This window comes from Mycobacterium decipiens (assembly GCF_963853665.1).
Taxonomy (GTDB): Bacteria; Actinomycetota; Actinomycetes; order Mycobacteriales; family Mycobacteriaceae; genus Mycobacterium; species Mycobacterium decipiens.
This window is the reverse complement of the sequence record NZ_OY970459.1, coordinates 2,603,844-2,627,170: the sequence shown is the minus strand read 5'-3', so window position 1 is coordinate 2,627,170 and position 23,327 is coordinate 2,603,844. Positions and strand designations below refer to the sequence as shown.

The following is a 23,327-nucleotide window of genomic DNA, read 5'->3' as shown; positions in this document are numbered from 1 at the left end:
AGTCAATCGAACTCGACGACGAATGCGGCCATCCCGCTATCCCGCGGCCGGTGGGCGGGCCATGATCGTCGGCCGGAATCCGTATCGAGGACCGCTGCCGAAGCTGTGCCCGAACACGCCGGTGGCGGGCACGCCCGGAACGCCGGGCATGCCCGCTGCGGCTTCCGGCATATTCGCAGTGCTGGTCCACCCGGCGCCCGGGAGCGCAGTACCGGCATGGTTGGCCACCTGGGTGGCCGCCGTCCACGCTTGCGGAACAGACAGTCGCCCAACCAATGTCGCCACGTTGGTGCCGGCTGTTACCCCGCCTCCACTCGCCGGCGCGGGCGTCACCCCCGACGCCAACGCAGGCAGGTTGAGGTGGCCGCCTTCCGGTGCCGTGATACCTGGCAACCCGCCGGCGGACACCGCGTTGATGTCGGCCAACGCACCCGTGACGGCCGGAGTGATGAGGTCGGGGCTGACATACCCGGCCGAGGTAAAGCCGTTCACCAAAGAGGAGTTCAAGAAGTTCCCATACGGGTTCCCATCGGCCCCAGTCAGGAAATTCAGGATGTCGGAGAGCAGGCCCCCGGGCCCCGAAAGCGCGGAGTTCAGGCCGGGAACCGCGTCCAGCGGCGACGCAACCGCTACGGGTGACGCGAGTCCTTCCAACGCGGTTGGCACCGAGGACATCAGCTGTGGCAGCGCCGATTGGGTGAGGGTGCCCGCCGCGCTGCCGGCGGCCTGGGCGACCGCTGCTGCTTGGCCGGCTTGCCCGGCTGAATTGGTCGTCTGCGCCGGCTCGGTGAACGACGTCAGCGTCGCGGCCGCCGCAGAAGTGGCGGCATAGCTGTACATCGCCGCTGCATCCTGGGCCCACATTTCGCCGTATTCGGCCTCGGTAGCCGCGATTGCTGGCGTGTTCAGACCAAGGAAGTTGGTTGCGACCAGCGCCAACAACCGAGCCCGGTTGACCGCAACCACAGCCGGGGGCACCGTCATGGCGAATGCGGCGTCAAAGGCACCCGCCGCCGTCGCTGCCTGTACCGCGGTCTGCGCAGCCTGCAACCCGGTGATGCTCATCCAGGCCATGTACGGGCTGACGGCACCCGCCATCGACGCCGATGCGGGCCCCAGCCAGCCTTCGCTGATCAACCCCGAGATCACCGTCTCGTACAAAGCTGCGGTCGAACGCAGCTCCGCGGCCAACCCATCCCAGGCGGAGGCGGCGGCCAGCATCGGTGCCGAGCCCGGTCCGGTATAGATGCGCAGCGAGTTGACTTCCGGTGGTAGTGCGCCGAAATCCATTGCCAACACCCCCTTAACCGGCTGGTGCTTCGATGGTCGCGTCGGCAGCTGCGTTGCGGGCGGCCAAGGCATGGTCAACCTCCTGCGGTTGGCCGGCCGCTGCCAGCGATTTCGGTTGTGTCAGAACAGACATCGGACTTCTCCTCGCGGGATCAAGTCCGACCCAGTTACGGGCCTTGGCCGCTGTGGCGGTGTCGGGGTGCTGCCGACGACAGGTGCGTACTCGCTGGGCAGCGCGCGTCGGGTACTCGGCGCCAGCCGATGCAGACGGCGCAAAGAGCGCCGTGACCGGATCGGAAAGAAACGGTCATCGATTTCGCAAAGCCACTAGTAGTTGGATCAGTCCGGTCCCACCTCCCGTCACGGTCCGGGCACACCGAGTGCCGCCGTGGTTGCACAAAGTGGGATGGGACCACCCAGCAAAATTTGCCAGGCGCGGCACCCCGCTCGTCCGAGCTTCGGCTTCACCAGGGTATCCGCCCGCCGCCGATCCGGAAGCCGGTTTCACTCAACCCGTATCCGGACAACAGCCGTCCCGGCTCTGGCACCGGTCAATGTCCCGCGTCAATAGTGTATTTCTGCACCCAAACTTCACCTGGCGAGGCGCCGCCAGCGCCCTGATGGCACTACGGCCACCGCCAGGTCATCGCGACGGGAGAGAGCGGCGGGGCACCATCGGAAGCTCCGGTTCGGAGTTGCTCGTGGGTACCGCCCGTGTGGCTACAAGGTTAGCTAGTGACACCGACTCGCCGGGAGCTATTTCGTCTTCTTCTCCGCGACTGCGGCGCGGAGCCCTTCGGTCAGGTCGTCGCGAGTCAATTCCTTGAATCGGCGCAGCTGGTCCTCGCTGAATTCGGTGAGATCGCTGGCCAGCACCGCGTCAAGGTCCTCATCGTCTAGACGGAAACTACGATGGTCGCGGGCCTTCTCCACCACGTTGCGTACGAAGCCAGCGTTGCCCAGCAGATCGATGCCGCGGATCAGGTCGCCGTCCTCGGAGTAGCTCTGCTCCATGTAGAACTTCGTATACGACGGCAACAACACCTCGGCCTCTTCGTCAGGGATGACATCTTCGTTCTCCCGGCCCATCAGCTGGGTCAGCGCTATCAGCTCTTCCGGGGTGTAGCTGAAAAACTCGATCACCGTCGAAAAGCGCCGTCGCAGACCCTGATTCACCTCGAGCATCTTCTCCATCGCTTTGGCGTAACCCGCACCGAACACCACCAGCTCGTCACGATGGTTTTCCATGTACAGCAGCAGCGTGTTGATGATCGCGTTGCCGTAGGGGTCGCCCTGGGAGTAACCCTTCTCGTGCAGGGTATGCATCTCGTCGAAGAACACCGCCCCGCCCAACGCCCCCTCGAGCATCTCCTCGGTGTTCTTCTCGGCGTCGGCCATGTACCGGCCCAGCAGCTTGGTGCGGCTGGTCTCCACCACCAGCGGCTTGCGCAGCACCGTCAATCCGCAGAGTTGCTTGGTGAATGCCCTCGCCACCGAAGTCTTGCCAGTGCCAGGTGGCCCCAGCAACAAGGTGTGCCGCGATGTGACCGGAACCGGAAGCCCCATCTTTTGACGTGCCAAATTCACCTTGGTCGTCGACTTGATGAGCTTGATTTCCTTCTTGGCCTGCTCCATGCCGAGCATCGCATTGAGCTCGGCATCCCCCTCGGCCAAGTACTTCGCGGCCATCTCGGCATGGCGAGCTGCCTCGGTCTGAGCGCGGCTAGGCGCACTGTCCGGATCCCACGGATCGGTGCGTGCCTCAATCGTTTCCGGGTCGGTAAGGACCAGCCGAAAGTTGGGGTTGTCCAGGGCTTCGCGGGCCGGCGTGAACTTCGCATCGCGCGAGTACACGCGACGCAGCAACTCGACGGCTTCCTCCTCGCGGCCGACGTGCCGCAGACACATGCCTTGGGTGTACAAGGCGATGTTGGCCGCACCCGGCACCCGGTCGCCTTCGATTGCTTCCTGAGCGCGCCGGAAAGCCTCCTCGAAGACGCCTAGCGACGCCAGTGCCGTAGTGGCCATCGCCGCCCCCGCGGCCTTCAGCTCGGGATGACGCCACGGCGTTGCCTCGGGGAACTGCGCAAGAACGTCGGGCCACCGTTTGGTGCGGAAGTACAGCACACCGCGCACGTAGCTCACCAGCTCGGCATCGAAAGGATGGCGCGGATCCGTGGTGTCGAGCAGTTCCGCCGCCTCCTGGTAGCGCTTGGCCTCGGCGAGGACAGCCGCGTAGGCGCAGGCCAGCGAATCCACGGTGGTAATCGCTAGGCGCAGAAACAGCCCATCGGAGACCTCGGGGCGGAACTGCAGATCGGTGACGCCCAGGCGGCGGGTTTCCCATCCGAACGTCCTTACCGCCGCCCATGCGCCAGCGAGTACCTCAATACTCTGGTCACCGGCCAGCAGCCGCGCCAGCCAGGCATCACACATCCCCGGATCCCGTGTGGTTGCGGTGGTGAACATTTGGGCTGCGACCTGCGGGTTGTGGCTGGGCTGCAATCCATTGACCGAGATCCCCGACGCCAGAAGACCGGCGACCATGGCGTTTCGGGCATCTTCAGCGGCGGTCTGCGGGCGTGTCATTGCCCTGCGGACGAGCTTGTCGCGTGCTCCAGTTCCTGACCCACTGGCAGCACCAGCTCGTCGTCGTCACGCAGATCCCTGCTCGGGATGGTCAGGAGGGGACGAGGCGCGGGGGCCGGCAGGCTGGCGCGCACCGCGGCCAACTGGCGACCGGTGAGTCGATTGAGCCCGGCCGTTACCTCCTTGGGCAGGCGGGCGTCGCTGTGATAGCGCACCCACGCCGACACCATGGGCCGCCCGACCCGAGTGATCAGCCGCACCGTGATCACGGTCGTGCCGACTTCGGGGGCATCCTGCAGCCACAACTGATCCAGCGTCTCCGAGCTGATATCCGACGGTGTCACCCAAAAACTGGTCGCATAGCCATTGAAATGCTTGAGGTGTCGCCAACCGGGGCGACTCCACGTCGGCTCCAAATCGGCCAGCACGGCGCTGTCGACCTCGGCCAGCTCATCGGCCGTCAATGGCCGCGCCGCACAACTTTGCCCGTCCAGATCCTGGACCAACCGCTCCGTGGCCGCCACCAGCGTCGAGGCCAACGAATCACGACACACCACCGCAGCTACATTGCGCTGCGGATTCATTCGTAACACCAACCAGGTGAGCCGCCGATCGGCGGCGATCCGATCACCCGCTCCCTCTTCGGCCCGCCACCCCTCAGGCCCCCACTCCTGCAGTGAGGCCGACGCTTTGGCGGCTGCAACCCCGCCCCGCACCAGCACCGACACGATGTCGATGCCATCGAGGTGAATATCGAACTGCCGCAACCCGTCAGCGACCGCGGCCACCGGCAACATGGGTACCGGTGATTTCCGATGCCAATGCCGACCCGATGGGCCGTCCTCACCGCAGTCGACCGTGATCACAGAGATCAGCCGGCCGCCATACTCGCGCACCCCTACCGTGTCACGCCCAAAACGGCGCTGATAATCGATCGCTGGCGTGCATCCCGCGCCCAGGGCCGTGCCCGGATCCGCAGACCAATCCCACACCCACGCCGCCAAACCCGAGATCACGGTGATGCCGTGATAGCTGACCACCGACAACAGCGTCACCACCACCGCGAGGCCGACCCCGACCCACCACGCCACATGATGATTCCCCTGCCACGAATCCGGGCAATGACTGGCCACCACCAGGATCAATACATCAACCAAAAACACCGCGGTCACCCGCGGCCACGACAACGCCAACCCGAACCTACGCTGAGCCTTCATTGCTGCTTCCGTGTTCGCCGCATCAACGTCGCGGTACCGAACACCGCGCCGCCTATCAATAGTGCCCCGGCCAATCCCCCGGCGGCCACCCAAATCGGCACCATATTGCGGGGGGCGGGCGGCTCCGGCACCGCCAACGGCGTTGACAGTTGCTTGGGCGGTTTGGCTGGGCCTTCGGGCACATCCCAGGTCAATGCCGCCACGGGGTCGACCACACCGTAGCCGACCTGGTTGTCGACACCGCGAGCAGGTGGCCGGGCGGTATGAATCAGCCGATTGATGACTTGGTACGCCGACAACTCGGGGAACTTAGCGCGGACCAGTGCAGCCACCCCGGACACGATCGCAGCCGAAAAGCTGGTGCCAGCCGGAACCAGCAACGAATTGTCCGGACCGTCGATCGCGTTGATCAGACCGTCGTCGCGGGGCGAGAGTCCGACGACGTCGGTTCCCGGCGCCGAGATCGATACCCAGGGTCCCGCGATGCTCATTTTGCTTAGTGGTTGACCGTTGGAGTCCACCGCACCGACCGTCAAGACGTATTCGTGGAACCACGAGGGCGTCACCACCGTGGTGACGGCGTTCCAATCGCGGGGATCGTCGGGCTGCAAGGGATCAAAGATCGGGTTTTGCTTGCAGTCCTTCTTGCTGCTGTCCCCTGCCGCCGCCACGATGACCGCGTTCTTGTCGACCGCAGCGTAGTGGACCGCGGCACCCAGTGCACGCTGGTCGATGACATTGCGGGAACTCATGCACGACACGTCGGAGATGTTGATCACCGAAGCTCCCATGTTGGCAGCATGCACGATCGCACGGGCCATCGTCTCGACGTTGTCGATCTTTTGTGCCGTCTGCGGGTCTTCGTCCCCGGTGTAGGGGTCCTTGAGGCCAAAGGCCTGGCTTGACTGGCGGATGGAGATCACCTCGACCCCCGGGGCGATCCCGCTGAACGCGTCGGGCGGCGGTGCCGGCGCCGGCGGTGGCGGCTGTGACGGCGTCGGCGCGTCCGGATGCGGGTCGCGCGGGTTGTCGATCGCGATTACCTGCCGGCCACCGGAGTAGCCGGGAATCGTCACCGTGCCGCCACCGCGGTTGGCGGACGGAGCCTGTTGCGGTCCCGGACCCGGCGCCGGCGGCGGCACCGGACCTGGCACCGGTCCGCCCGGCGGAGCTTCCTCGGGAGGCGGAGCCGGAACCATAGTCACGGTCTGCGGCGGTACTGGTGAAAGGGTCACCGTCTGCGGCGGCGGCGGCTTTTCAGTCGTGGGAATGGTGACCGGCCGGCGCGGTACCGAAGGCAACGGCACCGCTCCGTTCGCCGGAGCGGCCGCGATCATCGACGCCACGATGGTGCCGTGTGCGTCGCAATCCGACAACCCGTCACCACCGGCCATCACATAGTCGCCGCCAGGGATCAGTCGCGGCAACCTGGGATGTGGGGTCACACCCGTGTCGATGACAGCGACCTTGACGCCTTCGCCGCGGCCGAATTGCCAAGCCTCGTTCAGGTTCAGCATCTCCATGTACTTCGGCTGTAGCTGAAAGTCGGTGCCGGGTAACACCCCTACCTCGGTGCAGTAGGCGTTCTGCTTCATTGGCGCTAGCGGTCCGGGCGGACTGTCAGGTGGCAGCGCGCCCGGATCGATCGTTGGAGGCGAAATTGCATACGCTGGCGGAAGGCCGGCTAACGCACCGGAGGAGAGCAGGATTGCGGCAACAGTCGCGATACCCGCGCGACCACACCACAAACCGCTGTTACCGGTACCGAATCGCTGCATAGACGTTCATCAACCACAATGCCAGCGGGAAGATCGGCATCAGGCAGAGGTATTCAATCCATTCCACAAACTTGCGGAACAGCGGACTGTAAATGGTGTTGGGCACATGTGCGGCAGCCGCCAGGCCCGCGGCCGGCAGCAACACCAGGATCGCGGCAACCACGGACACGGACAACGGCGAGGACAATTCCAGCGCGTACCGCACGACGACCGCCGCGACGATGATCACCGCGGTGCCGGCCAGGGTAATCGACTGCCAGCGGTCGACGTACGAACGCCCGCGCAACAGCAGGAAGCCCGAAGTGAATCCGGCGAGTATCAGCGGCAGCCAACGTTGCCCGGTGTGCGGATCGCACAACGAGGTCATGCATACCACCACCATGACGCCGAGTCCCGCCAACAGCCCGCTCAAGAACGACCGAGCACGTTCGGCCTGTAGCAGCACATCGCGGACCGACGCCGGCCCTTCCAAGGTTGGCGGGCCGCCGCCGGATACCACCACGGTGGTCGGCAGATCCGGCCGGGCCTCGAAGACCCACCGGCTGGTGGCGGACGGGAACACCGGAAGTCGGATACCGGCCAGCCGTCGGGACAGCGCTGGTGCGGCGTGATAGGCCACCACGCAGATCAACACCAGGGAAGACATCAGCGTCACCGCGCTTGTCGCCGCGACCATCCGCGACAGGGCCGCAAGCGTTGTCAGCGCGCCAATGATGACGATCGCGGTGTAGATCCCCAGTCGACGACCCGTGAACCGTAGGGCCAGCGCCGCAGCGACGGTCAGAACTCCAAAGCCCAACACCGCCTGCGGGGAGCCCACCGGACCGGGCGGGGCCGCTGCCGCCGCCACTGTGAGGGGCACGATCCCACTCATCAGCATGATGTCGGCGACGCGTCGATCCGCGTCCGTCTTGGCACGCATCAACAGCAGCATCGCGACCCCGAACACCACCAGGCCAATCACCGCGGCGTAGATGGTGGTCAACCATGTGTTGTGATGCCAGCGCCACCAGCCCAGCACCCCGGTCGCAAGAACGACGCCGGTCGCCACCATCCACGCCCCGACCTGCACGGCGACGATCGGGTCGATCGTGGCGAACCGCTTGCCGAGATCCGATGCGACTGCGGTGGAGATGTGTTCGATTACTTGCGACCGACGTTCGGTGTCGGCAATGAACCGGATCCACAGCCGGTCGCCGTCATAGACGTCTTGTTCGGTCAGCGACTGGGTGGCGCGCAACGGCGTGCCGTCCACGAGGCACAACACCCATCGGCCGCGCCCGGTGGCTTCCAGCGGGGTCTCGCCGAGCTCCCGGAGCCGGCTGTTAACCACCTTTAGCAGCGGGTCGGTCATCACCGACACCGGAGCGTTGGCATCCAGCAGCACACCGATCTGGACACCCTCGCCGGCCATGATGCCGACGACGACAGCCCGGGGTGCTGCGACACCCTCAATGTCAGCCTGTGGCGCGTCAGCTACTGCGGTCATCGTCTAGTACCCCCTGCCATGGCAAGTGTGCTACCCCGTGACTTCGTCGGCGCGGGGGGCTCTGTCGTTGTACTCACCGAGGTCGTTGCACTCACCGAGGCGCCGTAACCCACCGGGAGCTGCGGTTCGACTAACTCCGATTTCATTTGCCTCGCCTCGCGACCAAATCGTTGTGGTTGACATCACTTTGCAGTATTGCAGCCGATTCTAGAGCAATTTTCCTTGTTCGTATCTCTGTTACATTTGATGCTCAAACATGTTGTTGTACTTCGTATTTCATACCTGGTTGTCAAACTCTGCTGTGGGTTTTCCACTCGCCGTACGGCAATGTATCCAAAACTGTCTTTACTCCGACTTGCACCAACTGCGGGGTAGCCGGGCAGATGGCCAGCCACGCCTCGCCGGAACCAGCCGTTCGCGCCTGCTGATAAAGCGCGATGCGCCCACCGGATCCGTCCTTCAGGGACAACACCGATGCGCTAGGGCCCTTGGCGTCGTCTCGGTATTGTCGTGCGTACACCGCGACCTCGGCCGCGGGATCCGACAAGGCCTGCCCCAGCGCTGCCACCGTCGCGGCACTAATGCCCATTCGGCGTAGATCTCCGCCGGAGAAGACGTTGAAGCCCGACTCCTGCCACGACTTCGTCGCTTCCAGCATTTCCTCCAGCGGCACGTTGACCGCGTTGATCGCGGCTGGGTCAGCGTGGTGAATGGACTCCAGTCCGTCGATCACCAACGCGGCGATGGAAGCGCTGTCCGAGACCGTCACGTCATCGACCGTGATGTCATTGCCAACTCGCACCGCCGACACCCAGTGCTGTGCGCGGCGTGCCAATACCACCCGGAACTCGTTGTCGGGGATGTCGCGCGAACCCGGCGGCTGGTCCTCGTCGTCGACGACCCCGTACAGCAACTTGCCACGGGACAGCAGGGCGACGACCTCAAGGTCAGGGGCGGCAAGGACTTTCATCCGAGCGGCCACCTGCTCGTTGACCGAATCGTTGACGACGATGCCCTGCTCGCGCATGACCGCCATCCCGGGATGCTCGTTCAGCCAGTCATTGGAGTCGGTGGAAACGTACGGCCGGCACCGTAACTCAGGCGCAACATGGCGGATATCCAGCAGCGCCTGAAGCATCCAGAAGCCGTCGACGTTGACGGTGATGTCGGTGCGGGTACTCTGTTGATCCATCCCTACCTCAGCGGTCGAGTGCTAGTTGATTGCAGGACACAGCAGCACACCGGCTGGTAGGTGTGCTGCCGCGCCTGAAGTTCGGTTTTAGGCCCAGCTGGAGCCGACAGCGCTATCGGTTTGCGCCATGTTGCTGCCGGCGGTCTGCACCTTTTGGCCGTGGGCGTTGGCCTGCTCGTAGATCACCTGGAAGTTGCGACCCAACTGGCTGATGAACTCCTGGCACGCCACCGAACCGGCGCCGCCCCAAAAGTCACCAGCCGCAAGGACATCGCGAACGATGGCCTGGTGCTCGGCCTCCAACGATGCGGCCTGCGCGCGAATGGTGGCGCCGTGGGCGTCAACATCCCCGAACTGGTAATTAATGGTCATATCGATGTTCTCCTATGTGAGAAAGCGTACGCAGCTGCCGCTTTGGGCGCTAGCTGCCGAGGATCTGATGGGAGGCCTGCTCTTGCTGCTCGTAGTTGTTGGCGTCACGAACCAGCCCGTCGCGCACCCCGTGCAGCATGTTCACGATGTTGCGAAACGCCTGATTCATCTGGGTCATGGTGTCCAGCGAGGTCGCCTCCGCCATACCGCTCCAGCCCGCACCGGAAATGTTCTGTGCCGACGCCCACATCCGGCGGGCCTCGTCCTCGACCGTCTGGGCGTGCACCTCAAAGCGGCCCGCCATATCCCGCATCGCGTGGGGATCCGTCATAAAACGTGTGGCCATGTGAATTTCTCCTCAATACTGAAAATACTGAATGCCTAGATCGCCTGCCGCTATCGAAGGCGATAGCTGAATCGGTTGCATCGGCTGAGCGCCGGCGCAACCGCTGCCCCGAGAACCCCGGATGATCCCCCTCTCCGTCAGCCGGTAGCCACCGGGCGTTGCAACGCGGTACAGACGTCGAACCCGAATCGCGGTGTCAAGGTCGACGAGGTCCTCACGGTGTCCCCAAGCACGTCCGTGGCTATTCGTTCCGAGCCTTCAGCCGCCCGCGGGTTCAGCCGGCAGCGGCTGCGTTGGCCGCCTCCGTCGCCGCGTAGGAACCGGAGCTGGTGGTCAGCGTGCTGACGAACATTTCGTGGATCTGTCTCGCCTGTTGGGCGACGGCCTGATACATCTGAGCATGCGCCGCGAACTGGGCCGCCGTCAGCGCCGACACCTCATCGGCCGCCGCCGGAACCACTCCCGTTGTGGGAGCCGCCGCGGCCGCGTTCTGGGCGTCCATTGTCGTACCGATACCCTGGAGGTTTGCCGCCGCAGCGGCCAAGGCTTCCGGCTGTGTGGTCACGAACGACATGCTGTTTTCCTCTCTTGACTATCCCCAGCAACCGCCCTCTGCACGAGATTAGATCACTGCAGCGCAACAGGTTGATTTCGACGCCACCCGTTCGCAAGTGTTCACGAGCTGGCACGGCAAATTCACCTGTGGTAACGCCACAGTAACAGCGTTTGACCCGGTTAGGGGTCCAGTCGAGTTAGTCGGCGCCGAGCGGCCGCCCAGATCCGCGATTTCAGGTCGAAAGACCTCGCTGACCAGTGGTTTATCCGCCTAGCAGTCGGACTGGGGATAGAATCCTGCCGCAGTTAAGACCCGGTCGGGACGACCGGCTGAGCACCCGCTGACGTCGGATCTACCTATCCGGCCGACGGAGGGCGTGCTGTCACGCCATGCCGGAAGCCGTACCGATGAGCGAAGCCCCCAGTCGCGCGGCGACCGGCTCCCGTCAGCGGTACACCTCGAAGTAGGCCTCCGGGCGTGCTGGCACGCGCCGCGGTGGCGTTGGAATCCGGCGTGACTGCCGCAGCCCGATCCGCGGGCGCCGGAGCCGCGGCGGCCCAGCTCGGCGGAACCGACAACGATCCGACCGTCTCCGCCCGCGCCAAACTCGCCGACATTGCTCGGCCGCCGCCCGGCCCGGCAAATTGCGGCGTTGGGTACCAGGCTCCGCCCGACCCGGCGGTCGTTCCCCCGGGGCCGAACGTCAACTGCTGGCCGATTCTGCTCAGAAACTGAACTATCCCGAGCACGAAATACCCGTTCGCCCAGATGCGCGTCAAAGTCGTCCGCTCAGCAGTCGACAGGTCCCCCAGCTCGGTCAACAGGTTCTGCAGCCACCCGAGGGCTGAACCGGAGGAAATCGACGACGTCGACGCTGTCGAGAGTTGTTGGAGTGCGTGCGGCACGGCCGAGATCAGCTGTGTCGCTACGGCGGCAGCCCGCCGGTTGAGTCCGCCAGCATCGGGGCCCCGCGGTGGCGCTGTGTATACCGTCAACCGCGCGGCCGTCGCTGACGAGCCCGCGTATCCGTACATCGCACCGGCGTCTTGGGCCCACATCTGGGCGTAGTGCGCCTCGGCGACCGCGATTGCCGGGGTGTTCTGACCCCAGAAGTTGGTCGCTATCAGCGACATCAGCAGAGCACGGTTGGCTGCGATCACCGGCGGGGGCACCGTCATCGCGAACGCGGCCTCATAGGCGGCCGCGGCCGCGCGGGCCTGGCTGGCGGTTTGCTCAGCCAACGCGGCCGTCGAAATCAGCCAGGTGACATATGGTGTGACCGCGGCCGCCATCGCCGCCGAGGCCGGACCGATCCATACAGAACCTGTCAGTTCCGACAGCGCGAGTCCGTATCCGGCTGCCGCGAAACTCAAGTCAGAAGCCAGCTCGTCCCAGGTCGCGGCGGCGGCCAGCATCGGCCCGGACCCGGACCGGCATACATGCGCCCGGAATTGATCTCCGGGGGCAGCATTGCGAAATCCATTCCGAACCCGGCCAACGCTCAACCCGTGCCGCGGCCGTAGCGTGACCGACCAGCGCCGAACAACATGGGGGTTTCCTCTGAATGATCCACCGGGTGTTTGAGCATCCGCGAACGCAAGCACGGTGTTCGGTTGTGAGGTTAAATCGCCGTCCGGTTCCGTCGCTCACCCTCTTGGGTGCGACGACGGCGAAGCACGACGCGGCCAACCGCGCGCGATCGGGCCAGCCGTGCACCACGATCCGTAGGAATACAGTGCTCAGCTTGGTAGGACCGTGCTGGCGACGCTCCTCTGCCGACGCGTAGCACCCCATACGACCGGCCGCCGAGCCCTGCCTTGCGATAAAAATCCCGTCGCAGACAACCCCGTGGAATCGCCGCGTGGTTCGGCTAGCGTGATGCCGCCTATCCGGCAAAGGGTGGGCGGGCCATGACCGTGGGGCGGAATCCGTAGCGAGGACCCGCACCGGCCCCACCCGCGCCGGCCAGCGGAAGGCCGCCCAGCAGGCTTCCCGGCGCCGCCTCAGGGGCGGCGCTGACTGTACTCACCGGCAGCGGAGCAGCCCCCGGAGTCACCGCCCCGGGCAGCGATCCACCCCACACCGGAGGCACCGACAACTTCCCGACCGAAGCCGCACTACCCAGACCCGCCGACACCGGCCCACCACCGAGCATCCCGCCCAGGCCGGGCAAACCCTTGGCGGCATCCCCGGCGGCCGCGGCAGCGGCCGGCGCCGCCGTTCCGAGCAGTCCCAGCGTCTTGGCTGACTGAATAAAGTTGTTGCCCATGCCGATGCTGAAGTACGGCAGACCCTCGGTGTTATAGAAGAAGCTGGCATAGGGCTGCAGGGCGGTCAGCAGCCCCGCCAGCGATGTTGGGAAGGTGGGCGATCCGAACAGGATCTGCCACAACCACGACAGCGGACCGTTTTGCAACAGGGGTGAGGTGAGGCTTTGCAACGCCGTGGGCAGCCCGGTAATCATCTCCGTCAGCGTCGACTGGGCGGTGCCGGCCGCGGTGCCAACGGCGGTGGCCACGGCCGAGGCCTGGGTAGCCTGAGCGCTCGGGTTGGCGATCTCCGGCGGCGGGGAAAACGGCGTGACCGCCGACGCGCTCGCCGAGCTACCCGCATAGGCGTACATCGCCGCGGAGTCTTGGGCCCACATCTCGCCGTACTGGGCCTCGGCAGCCGCAATCGCGGAGGTGTTTTGACCAAAAGCGTTCGTCGAGACCAACTGCTGAAGCTCGGCCCGGTTGGCCGCGATCAACGGCGGGGGCACCACCGCGGCAAACGCCGCCTCAAAAGCGGCCGCGGCGGCTCTGGCCTGCGCGGCCGCCTGCTCGGCCTGCACCGCGGCAGCACCCATCCATGAAGCATAGGGCGCAACCGCCGCGGCCATCGCCGCCGACGCGGGACCCAGCCACCCCTCGCCGCTGAGCGCCATAATCACCGTCTCATACCCGGTCGCCGCCGAACCTAGCTCCGCGGCCAACGCATTCCAGGCTGAGGCCGCAGCGGATAATGACTCCGACCCCGGACCCGCATACATCCGCGTCGAATTGATCTCCGGCGGAAACGCCCCAAAGTCCATTGCAGTGACCCCTTAGCCGGCCGCAGCCGCGTTGGCGGCCTCGGTAGCAGCATACGATCCCGAGCTCATGGTCAGGGTGCTGACGAACATTTCGTGAATATGTGCAGCCTGGGTGGCGACGGCCTGATAAATCTGAGCGTGCGCCACAAATTGGGCTGCCGTTAACGCCGACACCTCATCGGCCGCCGCCGGAACCACCCCCGTCGTGGGAGTCGCCGCGGCCGCATTTTGGGCGGTCAATGCAGATCCGATCCCCTGCAGAGTGCCGGCCGCCGCCGCCAGTGATTCCGGTTGCGTTGTCACAAACGACATGTGATCTCCTTCTTAGTTGCCTTCGGGTGCACAAGCCTTTGGGAGCATTGTTTTCTTGATGATCTTGGGTGGACGACAATTGGGTTCATGGCGTTACCCCGCGGACGGTGGGCGGGCAACGACGCTGTGGCGGAACCCATATCGGTGTGCAAAAGCGCCGGCACGTCGGCCCATCCTCGACCCCAGCGGCAGTCCGCGCAGCAGGCTATGCGGTTCGTGTGACGACGTGTTGAGGTTTGCGCTCATCAGGTGTGCGACAGGCCGCTCGGCTAGAGCAGGCGATTTGACCCAGCTTGGCGGCACCGATAGCGCCCCGATCTTGTTGGCATGCGCCAAACTCGCCGAGGCCGCCGCTCGGCCCACACCGGCACCCAGCCCGCCAAATTGCGGCGTCGGGTACCAGGCTCCGCCCGCGCCGGCTGTTGTGCCTCCGGGACCGATGGTGAGCTGCTGCGCAATGGAGGAGAAGAACTGCGCAATACCCATCGCGAAGTACGATTGACCCAATAATCGAACGATTGTCGTGCGTTCCGCGGGGGTAATCGAGCCCAGCAACTGCACGATCCACCAATCGTTGGGATTGAGCCAGCTGACCCAGGCCGCCGACGAAAGTTTTTGCAGCAGTTGGGGTATCGCACCCGAGGTGATCAGCTCCGAGTCCGTCCCCGACACTGCGGCCGCGAAGGTCGTTGCGGGAATGGCTGCGGCCTTGGCGACCGCTGCTGCCTGGGCGGCCACTCCGGCGGAGTTGGTGGTCTTCGGCGGCGTCGCGAACGGAGTCAGCTGCGATGCGGTCGCCGAGGCGTCGGCATAGCCGTACATGGCGACGGCGTCCTGGGCCCACATTTCCGCGTACTGCGCCTCGGCGGCCGCGATCGCCGCGGAGTTCTGACCGAAGAAATTGGTCGCGATCAGCGTCGTCAACATAGCCCGGTTGGCCGTGATCGCCGGTGGGGGCACCGTCATTAGGAATGCGGCCTCATAGGCCGCGGCGGCCGCCCTGGCCTGTATAGAAGCGTGTTCCGCCCGGGCGGCGGCTTCACTCAGCCAGATCACGTACGGCGTGGCTGCCGCCACCATCGACACCGACGCCGGACCGACCCACGGCGAGTTCGTCAGCTCAGCAATCACCGATGCATAGCCGGTTGCGGCCAACCCCAACTCGGCCGCCACTTCGTCCCAGGCTGTCGCGGCCGCCAGTATGGGTCCCGATCCCGGACCGCTATACATACGGCCCGAATTGATCTCCGGCGGTAGCGCCCCGAAGTCCAACTCAGTCCTCCCTAACCGTCCGCGATCGCGTCGGCACCTCACCTCAAAAGCGGGTCCCCCAAGCGCCGGGTTCGGACCCAGACCAGCCGACCGGAGTCGATTCGCGGTGCAGCGACGTTGCTGTCCGTGTTCATCGCTCCGCCCCTCACCCCGATCGTCGGGCCCACACCGGATCTACGGCGACCGCCAAGGCCACTTCAGGGTGTAAGGGTTTGCAACGAGACGCGCTCTCGGCATCGGAAAAAGCGCCGAGCGTACCACCGCCTGTCGATAACGGCCTCGCTGCGCAACCGTTGCATAGAAAACACATTAGATTGCGCGACGGGCCTCCAGCGCCGATGACGCCAACTATTCATTCCCCGTAAACCGTTGTTAAGCCAGCATCTATTTTGCGGTCCGGCTGCTATACCCGCCACCTGCACAAACACCAACCATCGCAATGGCTATCGGATCGCCGGCTTCGTCAGTCCTCATCACTCCTCGTCGAGAATGAGCGCCATTTCGGGGCAGGCGGCCACGCCGTCCCGGGTCAGCTGCGCGTCCTCGGGCCGCACCTCGTGCTCTTCCAGGATCGAGTTGCCTGAATCGTCGATCGGGAACAGGTCTGGATCGACGGCGTAGCACTGGGCATGACCCACGCATCTGGATGGATCAAGACGAACTCTCACGGGATCTCCTCCCTCGACCGCCCAAACCACACGCCCGCATGAACCAGACGGATCGATACGTAGGTTAGCCCGCTTAGCCTCCGGACGCGCGCGCCGTCAGATTGGTGGGTGTTTGCCGCGCGTGCGATATTGGCTGTGTCAACACGACTTGACCCCGGCGGCGACCTGCGATAAGAACGGACACCCGAAAGAATTGAGCGCATGAGCACCCCCGGTGACGGCCAAGCCGGCGCGTTCTACCTACCGCGGCTCGAATATTCGACGCTACCAATGGCCGACGACCGGGGTGTCGGTTGGAAGATCCTCCGCGAGGCCGGGCCCGTGGTGTTCATGAACGGCTGGTATTACCTGACACGCCGCGAGGATGTGCTTGCGGCGCTGCGCAATCCGAAGGTTTTCTCGTCGCGAAAGGCGTTGCAACCTCCGGGAAGTCCGCTGCCGGTGGTTCCGCTCGCGTTCGACCCGCCCGAGCACACCCGGTACCGCAGGATCCTACAGCCATACTTCAGCCCCGCCGCTTTGAGCACGGCGTTGCCGTCGCTGCGGATGCACACCGTCGCCATGATCGACGCAATCGTGGGCCGTGGCCACTGCGAGGCGATGGCCGATCTCGCGAATCTGTTCCCGTTTCAGTTGTTTCTAGTCCTCTACGGTCTGCCGCTGGAGGATCGTGACCGTCTGATTGCCTGGAAAGACGCCGTCATCGCCATGTCGGATCGGCCCTATCCAACCGAGGCCGATATCGATGCGGCGCGCGAGCTGCTCGAGTATCTCGCGGCAATGGTCGCCGAACGCCGGCGAAACCCGGGCCCGGACGTCTTGTCGCAAGTGCAGATCGGCGAGGACCCGTTGAGCGAGATCGAGGTTCTGGGCTTGAGTCATCTCTTGATACTGGCGGGGCTGGACACCGTGACGGCGGCCGTGGGCTTTGCGCTGCTCGAACTCGCCCGCAGACCACAGCTGCGTGCCATGCTTCGCGGCAATCCCAAGCAGATCAGGGTTTTCATCGAAGAGATCGTCCGGCTCGAGCCATCAGCACCGGTGGCGCCGCGGATTACCACCCAAGTCGTCACCGTGGGCGGCATGACACTGCCCGCTGGCTCACCGGTTCGGTTGTGCATGGCCGCGGTCAACCGCGACGGCAGCGACGCGGTGTCCACCGACGAGTTGGTAATGGATGGAAAGGTGCACCGGCACTGGGGATTTGGCGGCGGTCCACACCGTTGCCTGGGTTCGCATCTAGCCCGTTTGGAACTAACGCTGCTGGTCGGTGAATGGCTGAAGAAGATCCCCGAGTTCGAACTGGCCCCGGGCTACACGCCCGAAATCCGGTTCCCGTCGAAGTCCTTTGCGCTCAAGACCCTGCCGCTGCGTTGGAGCTGAATGTCATCGGCGCACCTCGGTCGCTGCCACCTGGACGAACACACCGGTGTCTTCGGCCATCAACAGGCCCCGGCCGCGGGGCAGCGGGCCACCCTTCATCTTGCCGCGAATGAAGCCCTCGTCGGGGTCAGCGTCCATCACCAGCAGTGGCGCATTGGCCTGATGCAGTGCTCGCAACATCGGGTCGCTGCCGGCTGACGACCAGCCACCGAAGGTGCGCGTGACGATCACATGCAAGCCGACATCGGCGGCCCGGTTCACAAACGGAACAGCCTTGTGCAACGGCGAATCAAAGCCCGGTGGCAACTGCTGAATGTCGTCGACGATCAGGAAGATTTCCGGACCGCTCCACCACGACCGCGACAACAACTCTTCGGCGGACAAACCGGGCGGAGGCTCACGACCGGCCAAGGCCGCCGCGAGCTCACCCATCATCGCCACCACCCCGTCGAGGTTGTAGGCGAACTTCTCCACGTATTCCGAACCGAGCGTGGTCAGCAGCTGACGACGCGGGTCTACCAGCCATACCTGCGCGGAGGGCCGCCCGGGGGGCGGCGGCGGTGCGCTGGTGGCGCCCGGCGCGTAGAGCCGTCCGATTTCGGACATGATGGTGGCCAGTGTCGTGGTGCGCCCACATTCGCGTCGACCCGTCACCATCAGGTGCGAGTTCTCGGCGAAGTTCAGGTAGACCGGCTGCAGATCCAATTCCGATATCGCCCAGGCGATTCCGCCACCGCCAACGCCATGGCGGGTGTCCCGGGCGGCCAGCTCCCGCACCTGTTCCACACCGAACCGCGCCGGCAACCGACGCACCGGGGGAGCCTGGGCGCTCGTGAGCCGGCTGACCGCGGCAACCACGCTGTCGCACTCGAAGACGTTGTCGGGCGTGCTGCCCAGCGCCGGCCGAGCCACCAGGGTGTGTAGGCCGGCCTGCGGGTCGCTGTCCAGTCGGACGTAGTTGACCGCAACCATTCCGCGCCCCGGCTTGACCGGAACGTCCTTGGCGAAGCGGGAACGCACCAGCTTGGCGTCCTCGACCGCGGCCAACCGCAGCTCGACACGGGATCCGAAACCGCTGCGCACCGGCGGCCGCAGCTCCGATTCGCGATCGGCTGTGACCACCACGTGCACCCCGAACGAGGGACCCTGGTTGATGATCACGTTCACCTGCTCGATCAGCACCTCGTTTTCCTCGGCCAGCGCCCGGTAGTTGTCGATTACCAGGTAGACATCACCGAAGCCGTCGTTGGGTACCGGTCCGGCCTCCCCGCCGAACTTGCGGCGCCGGAACATCTCCATCGACGCGATGCCGAACTCCAGGAAGCTACGTTTGCGCTCGCGCACCAGGGCCAGCAACTCGGCCACCGTCCGACGCACACCGTACGGGTCGGTGGGACCGGCCACCTCGCCCACGTGGGGGAAGTGGGAAACCGTGGTCAGCGCGGTGCTGCTGTAGGCCAGGCAGTAGAACTGAACCTGCTCCGGGGTGTGCGTCAGTGCCGCCGAGCAGATCAACGTCTGTAGCGCAGTGGTCTTACCCGAACCGCCGGCGCCCAGGATCAGCACGTTGGCCCCGGGCCCGGCGGTGTTGACCGTCCACGGCGGCTGGTCATGCTTGTAGGGGCGGTCGATTATCCCGATCGGGAACACGAGATTCTGCGCCGAGCCATATTCCTTCTGCCAGGGGCGGCCCAGGAACCGGTTGACCAGTTCGTCGATGGCGACAGGTTGGGTCAGCGGCGGTTGCCAGAGCCGGTACGGCTCGAACTTAATCTTGCGCAGCTGGTCGATGATCACCGTCCCGACCTTCGGGGTACGGACCCCTTCTTCGTCCTCGTCCTCGCCTTCAACACGGTCCGCGTCGAGCACCTCACCGTTCGTCTCGGCGACCACCGGCTCGATATCGGGGCCCCCCACGCTCACCTCGAGAGGTGTGAACGAGTTGGTAAACAGCTGCGGGCGAATGTAATCGATGCTGTGTACCAATGCGGGCGCTTCCTCGCCGTCGATGGTGACGCCGCGTTGGAAGTAGTCCCGCCACAGGAACTCAGCCTGGAATCGGATGATGTCCTCGAGACTCTTGCGGAAGTAACCCAGACCGGCCTGCGCCGGCAGATTTACCGCGTTCGGCACCCCGGCCGCCTGCGCCGCTCCCGCGGTACGCGCTTTCAGCACCAAGCGGTAACCCATGTTCTCCATGAGCTTTTCCGCCCGGCTCTCAATGGTCTGCGATGCCATCATCAGATGGATCCAATAGGCGCGGCCCTGCCGGCCGATCGAGTCGAGCACGTCAACCGCCGTCGGCATGATGCGGAACCATTCGTAGAACTCATCGATGACCACCACGAGCATCGGCAGCGGCGCCATGTCCTGACCCCGTGCCCGCATCCTGGTACGCACCGAGTTGTACTCTTTGGCGTCATCGACACCGGCGCTGTCGCAGATCGCCTTGCGGCGCGCGATCTCGCCCCACAGCGCGTCCAGAAAGCGTTCCATCAGCGCTTGGTCTTCTTCGAGGTCGGTGATGATGCGCGACACGTGCGGCACCCCGGCGAACGGCTTAACCGCCGACCCACCCTTGAGGTCAGCCAGGACGAACTGCAACTCCTCCGGCGGATGACCGAGCATCAGCGATTCGATTACGGTTCGCACCAGCGTGGATTTACCCGAACCCGTTGTCCCCGACATGACCCCGTGCGGGCCGTCGCCGCCTTCGTCAAGCGACTTCATATCCAAGAACAGCAGTTCGCCGTTGTCGGAGCGAATACCGAACGGCGCGCGCAACCGTGACCGACCCATCGCGTCGGTGCGGTTACCCCATAGCGCGTCGAAGTCGATAGCGGCCGGTTCGTCAATCCCGTAGTAGGACAAGATGTCTCGGGCGCCAATGTGGGCCACCCGCTGGCCGATCTCTTCGTAGGCCTCGGCGAGCCGCCACTGCGCAAGCTTCTGCGCGAACTCTTCCGCCTCGGCGATGCTGAGTTGGTCGGTAAGTGCGAAGAACCAAGCCTTGTCGTCGATCACCATCCAGGTGTCGCGGTCGCGGGGCAGTGCCTCGATCACGCCGGTCTTGTCGAACTGCAACTTGCGCTCCGGAACGTCTGTCCACATCGAAGTGCCGGTCAGATCGAAGAAGGTCACCCCGTCGACGCCTTCGGCACTGATCACGTACTCCCATTGCGGATCGTCGACGTCGGCGATGATCACATGGTGCGGGGTCGGGGTCTGCGCCGACGAACTGGCGTGCCGAGGCGTGAAAGAACCACGGCCCGCAAATAGTTCGGCCTGCTCCGCGGCGAACTCCCGAACCGAGCTGTAGACCATCCGCGCATTACCCGCGGCGTCGTGACGCCGCGAATCACCGAAATGCGGGAGCCACTTCACCCAGTCCCATTGGTCCAAATCGGAACTGACAACGATCATCTGCACATGGTCAGGCCCGTGGGAGAACGCCAGCTGGCAGACGATGGCCCGCATCAGTCCCAGGGCCTGCTCGCGCTCCCCTACCAGCGCATACCAGGGTTCGACCAGCAGGGAAACCATTTTCGGCAAGTTGTACACGACGCTTTGGTAGCGCCCGAATTCCTGCAACGCCTTACCCGTCACCGGCTCCAACTCGATGTCGGTCGGCATGTTCTGCGGCTCGCCCCAGGTCACCTCGGGACGCGTCATTCCCACCCCGACACGGACCACCCCGAAGTTGAGGTCCTTGCCATCGGGCTTGCGCTCCCACATCCTGGGCGATCCCACGGCGGCCGCCAGCGTGCTGGGCGCTGGGTGGAACCACCGGTAGTTGGCGTCCATGCTGTCGGCCGACTCCTGGGCCGTCTCGCGCAGCATGTCCAGCATCAGCATGAACTGGGCGCGCATGGCATCCAATTTCGGCCGGCTCATCTGCTGTTGGCCGCCGCCCATGCCGCGGAACATCATCATCATGATCCCCACCATCATGAAGAGGGGGAAGATCGAGCCGACACCACCGAACACGTGCGAACCGCTGGCGAAGACCATGGCCACCATGCCGCCCAGCAGGCCGACCACCACGACGCCAACCACAATCAGCCACCAGGGCTTGCCCTCCGGCGGGGGAATGCTCAGCGGTGTCGGCAGGACGATGTTCTCGGGCTTGATGACCGGAGGCTTCTCCGGCGTCGGCCGCGCAAAACCACGTTTCATCTCGGTACCACCAACTCTGACGGGGTCATGTCCATCGGGAGCGTGTCGTGCTCCACCAACGCGTCCGCTCGTGACAGCGTGGGGCCTTGTGGCAGCAACCGCAGCGCGACCCACGGCGCCGGGCTCGGCGACAACGTCAACCCCAACGCCTCACGCGCTTCCTTGCTGTCTTCCACTCCGAACCGCGCGCCCGCATCGGTCAACCACCACAACGATTCGGTAGTTTGGGCCGCCGGATTATTGCCGGTGACGGCCACGAAGTTCGCGTAATCGGGGCCGAAGTAGACCTGATCGGCTTCGCGGCCCGTCGTGTCGGCTTTGACCAGCGACACCACTTTGTTCATCTCATTCGCCGCGACCGGAATGGTAGGTCCGGACACCACCTGCACCCGGGCCCGGTTCTCACCGGCCGTCCGCTCCCACCACCAGCAGGTCGACGGGTGCTCACGGATGTCGACCACTTCCAACGGGTTGTCGGGATAGGCGGACAGATCCAGCCGTCTGACCACCGGCATCTTGGCCAACGTCGAGGGTTCCACCGTCACCGGTTTGGTGCTACCCGAACCGGCGTTCTGCATGATCTGGGCCACCAACGGCGGGAGCGTTTGCACCCCGTCGCTCAAAACCAGCGAATACTGCTGCGGCCCACTGATTTGCGGTGTCACGATTACCGTCCCGACCGGTCCGGGAGCACCCGGGAATGTCGCCGGAGCACCCGCGTCCGGCACGTCCGGCACCAACAGTTCGGGCCCCACCGGCAAAGCGTCGAATAGCGCCCGGCTCATCGGCCGCGCCTGACTGACCTGCTCCGGCGTCAACCCCAACGGCAACAACACCGCCCGGTTCATCGGCTCGATTCGTGACCGACGCCCCTCCCGGATGACCCACGCATCACCGCCGTAGCGCAACACCACCGCGTCCGATCCAGTCAGTAGCTGCCGGTGGCCGGTAAGGTCTGGGGTCCCGTCTATGACGGTGACCGTAACGCCTTGTGGCGCGCCGATGCTGGACGAGGTCGCTACGGTGTCGCATACCAGCCACGACGACGCAGGCGGATTCTTCGGCGAGAACGATGACGGCGCACCCGGGATACCCACCAATGGTCCGCGCGGCATGGTGGAGATCTGGCTCGACCGAACCAGGTGCGGGTTATCCGGCCGCCCAGTGATCAGCCGTGCCGATGCCAAATTCAGCGCTGGATACAACCGGTCACCGACGCGGACGTAGAGCGCGCCGGAATCGCGGTCCGCAATGATCGGCGACTCATTCAACTGGCCGGACGGGCTAATAAATGACCACAACAGCGCCCCCAGGCAGATCACCAACGCTGCCGACACCGACGCCACCACCGCCAACGTCTGACGCCGCCCAGGTTCGATCTCCATCCGCACCCGCCAGCGGGTCAACGCCATTGCGGTTCGACGCGCAAGGAACTGATAACCAGTTACCTGGGTCCGCGTCGACAACCCAAGGCCGTATCCCGACCCCCGCTGCCCGCGGCTCTCTTCAGCCACGCTAGATCACCTTCCGGTCTGCTCAGAACGCCTGGGTGTTGACCTGGATATTTGGCATTACGTTAACCACTCCACAGGGCACCCGCACAGACCTCGCCAC

At 64.9% G+C, this 23,327-nt stretch carries 16 protein-coding genes and 1 pseudogene; 1 reads left to right on the top strand and 16 read right to left on the bottom strand.

Features of this window, described 5'->3' with window-relative positions; translation table 11 throughout:
* Nucleotides 1-36 precede the first annotated feature (36 nt).
* From AADZ55_RS11650 to AADZ55_RS11585, 14 genes and pseudogenes are all read right to left on the bottom strand, one after another.
* Complete coding sequence (locus AADZ55_RS11650) at nucleotides 37-1,290, bottom strand: PPE family protein (RefSeq protein ID WP_085326183.1); 1,254 nt, start codon at nucleotides 1,288-1,290, stop codon at nucleotides 37-39.
* Between the two features lie 756 nt (nucleotides 1,291-2,046).
* Nucleotides 2,047-3,879 (bottom strand): type VII secretion system ESX-5 AAA family ATPase EccA5, encoded by a 1,833-nt coding sequence (gene eccA5, locus AADZ55_RS11645; RefSeq protein ID WP_085326181.1) that lies wholly within the window; start codon nucleotides 3,877-3,879, stop codon nucleotides 2,047-2,049.
* Complete coding sequence (eccE, locus tag AADZ55_RS11640) at nucleotides 3,876-5,096, bottom strand: type VII secretion protein EccE (RefSeq protein WP_085326179.1); 1,221 nt, start codon at nucleotides 5,094-5,096, stop codon at nucleotides 3,876-3,878. The genes eccA5 and eccE overlap by 4 nt, the downstream gene beginning before the upstream one ends.
* On the bottom strand, nucleotides 5,093-6,874 hold the full coding sequence (mycP, locus tag AADZ55_RS11635) for a type VII secretion-associated serine protease mycosin (protein WP_085326177.1): 1,782 nt from the start codon (nucleotides 6,872-6,874) through the stop codon (nucleotides 5,093-5,095). Before mycP ends, eccE begins: the two co-directional genes overlap by 4 nt.
* Complete coding sequence (gene eccD, locus AADZ55_RS11630; protein WP_085326175.1) at nucleotides 6,852-8,363, bottom strand: type VII secretion integral membrane protein EccD; 1,512 nt, start codon at nucleotides 8,361-8,363, stop codon at nucleotides 6,852-6,854. The genes mycP and eccD overlap by 23 nt, the downstream gene beginning before the upstream one ends.
* Before the next feature lie 289 nt (nucleotides 8,364-8,652).
* Nucleotides 8,653-9,555 (bottom strand): ESX secretion-associated protein EspG, encoded by a 903-nt coding sequence (locus AADZ55_RS11625; protein WP_085326173.1) that lies wholly within the window; start codon nucleotides 9,553-9,555, stop codon nucleotides 8,653-8,655.
* A gap of 87 nt (nucleotides 9,556-9,642) precedes the next feature.
* The gene (locus AADZ55_RS11620; RefSeq protein ID WP_085326171.1) at nucleotides 9,643-9,927 is read right to left on the bottom strand and encodes a WXG100 family type VII secretion target; all 285 of its coding nucleotides are present in this window, start codon (nucleotides 9,925-9,927) and stop codon (nucleotides 9,643-9,645) included.
* Between the two features lie 49 nt (nucleotides 9,928-9,976).
* On the bottom strand, nucleotides 9,977-10,273 hold the full coding sequence (gene esxJ / locus AADZ55_RS11615) for a type VII secretion system ESX-5 protein EsxJ (RefSeq protein ID WP_085326169.1): 297 nt from the start codon (nucleotides 10,271-10,273) through the stop codon (nucleotides 9,977-9,979).
* Between the two features lie 274 nt (nucleotides 10,274-10,547).
* Nucleotides 10,548-10,847 carry a PE family protein gene (locus AADZ55_RS11610; RefSeq protein ID WP_085326167.1) on the bottom strand — a complete coding sequence of 100 codons (300 nt, stop codon included), beginning with the start codon at nucleotides 10,845-10,847 and terminating at the stop codon, nucleotides 10,548-10,550.
* A gap of 338 nt (nucleotides 10,848-11,185) precedes the next feature.
* A pseudogene (locus AADZ55_RS11605) lies at nucleotides 11,186-12,312 on the bottom strand (PPE family protein).
* Nucleotides 12,313-12,714: 402 nt separating this feature from the next.
* Complete coding sequence (locus AADZ55_RS11600) at nucleotides 12,715-13,902, bottom strand: PPE family protein (protein WP_085326163.1); 1,188 nt, start codon at nucleotides 13,900-13,902, stop codon at nucleotides 12,715-12,717.
* 12 nt (nucleotides 13,903-13,914) lie between these two features.
* Nucleotides 13,915-14,214 (bottom strand): PE family protein, encoded by a 300-nt coding sequence (locus tag AADZ55_RS11595; protein ID WP_085326161.1) that lies wholly within the window; start codon nucleotides 14,212-14,214, stop codon nucleotides 13,915-13,917.
* A gap of 93 nt (nucleotides 14,215-14,307) precedes the next feature.
* On the bottom strand, nucleotides 14,308-15,486 hold the full coding sequence (locus AADZ55_RS11590) for a PPE family protein (protein ID WP_085326159.1): 1,179 nt from the start codon (nucleotides 15,484-15,486) through the stop codon (nucleotides 14,308-14,310).
* Nucleotides 15,487-15,959: 473 nt separating this feature from the next.
* Entirely contained in the window at nucleotides 15,960-16,154 is a 195-nt protein-coding gene (locus tag AADZ55_RS11585; RefSeq protein ID WP_085326242.1) for a ferredoxin, read from the bottom strand.
* Between the two features lie 201 nt (nucleotides 16,155-16,355).
* On the opposite strand from AADZ55_RS11585, the gene AADZ55_RS11580 reads away from it, so the two are divergent.
* Nucleotides 16,356-17,537: a cytochrome P450 gene (locus AADZ55_RS11580; protein ID WP_085326157.1), complete on the top strand. Its 1,182-nt coding sequence runs from the start codon at nucleotides 16,356-16,358 to the stop codon at nucleotides 17,535-17,537.
* 3 nt (nucleotides 17,538-17,540) lie between these two features.
* Here the strand turns inward: AADZ55_RS11580 and eccC5 are convergent, their stop codons facing one another.
* Together eccC5 and eccB5 are read right to left on the bottom strand one after the other, a co-directional pair.
* On the bottom strand, nucleotides 17,541-21,713 hold the full coding sequence (gene eccC5, locus AADZ55_RS11575; protein ID WP_085326155.1) for a type VII secretion system ESX-5 FtsK/SpoIIIE family ATPase EccC5: 4,173 nt from the start codon (nucleotides 21,711-21,713) through the stop codon (nucleotides 17,541-17,543).
* On the bottom strand, nucleotides 21,710-23,227 hold the full coding sequence (gene eccB5, locus AADZ55_RS11570) for a type VII secretion system ESX-5 subunit EccB5 (protein ID WP_085326153.1): 1,518 nt from the start codon (nucleotides 23,225-23,227) through the stop codon (nucleotides 21,710-21,712). The genes eccC5 and eccB5 overlap by 4 nt, the downstream gene beginning before the upstream one ends.
* Nucleotides 23,228-23,327: the final 100 nt, after the last annotated feature.

Coding starts and splice junctions, on each gene's coding strand:
- AADZ55_RS11650 (WP_085326183.1), bottom strand. CDS start 1,290: ATGGATTTCGGCGCACTACCACCGGAAGTCAACTCGCTGCGCATCTAT.
- eccA5 (WP_085326181.1), bottom strand. CDS start 3,879: ATGACACGCCCGCAGACCGCCGCTGAAGATGCCCGAAACGCCATGGTC.
- eccE (WP_085326179.1), bottom strand. CDS start 5,096: ATGAAGGCTCAGCGTAGGTTCGGGTTGGCGTTGTCGTGGCCGCGGGTG.
- mycP (WP_085326177.1), bottom strand. CDS start 6,874: ATGCAGCGATTCGGTACCGGTAACAGCGGTTTGTGGTGTGGTCGCGCG.
- eccD (WP_085326175.1), bottom strand. CDS start 8,363: ATGACCGCAGTAGCTGACGCGCCACAGGCTGACATTGAGGGTGTCGCA.
- AADZ55_RS11625 (WP_085326173.1), bottom strand. CDS start 9,555: ATGGATCAACAGAGTACCCGCACCGACATCACCGTCAACGTCGACGGC.
- AADZ55_RS11620 (WP_085326171.1), bottom strand. CDS start 9,927: ATGACCATTAATTACCAGTTCGGGGATGTTGACGCCCACGGCGCCACC.
- esxJ (WP_085326169.1), bottom strand. CDS start 10,273: ATGGCCACACGTTTTATGACGGATCCCCACGCGATGCGGGATATGGCG.
- AADZ55_RS11610 (WP_085326167.1), bottom strand. CDS start 10,847: ATGTCGTTCGTGACCACACAGCCGGAAGCCTTGGCCGCTGCGGCGGCA.
- AADZ55_RS11600 (WP_085326163.1), bottom strand. CDS start 13,902: ATGGACTTTGGGGCGTTTCCGCCGGAGATCAATTCGACGCGGATGTAT.
- AADZ55_RS11595 (WP_085326161.1), bottom strand. CDS start 14,214: ATGTCGTTTGTGACAACGCAACCGGAATCACTGGCGGCGGCGGCCGGC.
- AADZ55_RS11580 (WP_085326157.1), top strand. CDS start 16,356: ATGAGCACCCCCGGTGACGGCCAAGCCGGCGCGTTCTACCTACCGCGG.
- eccC5 (WP_085326155.1), bottom strand. CDS start 21,713: ATGAAACGTGGTTTTGCGCGGCCGACGCCGGAGAAGCCTCCGGTCATC.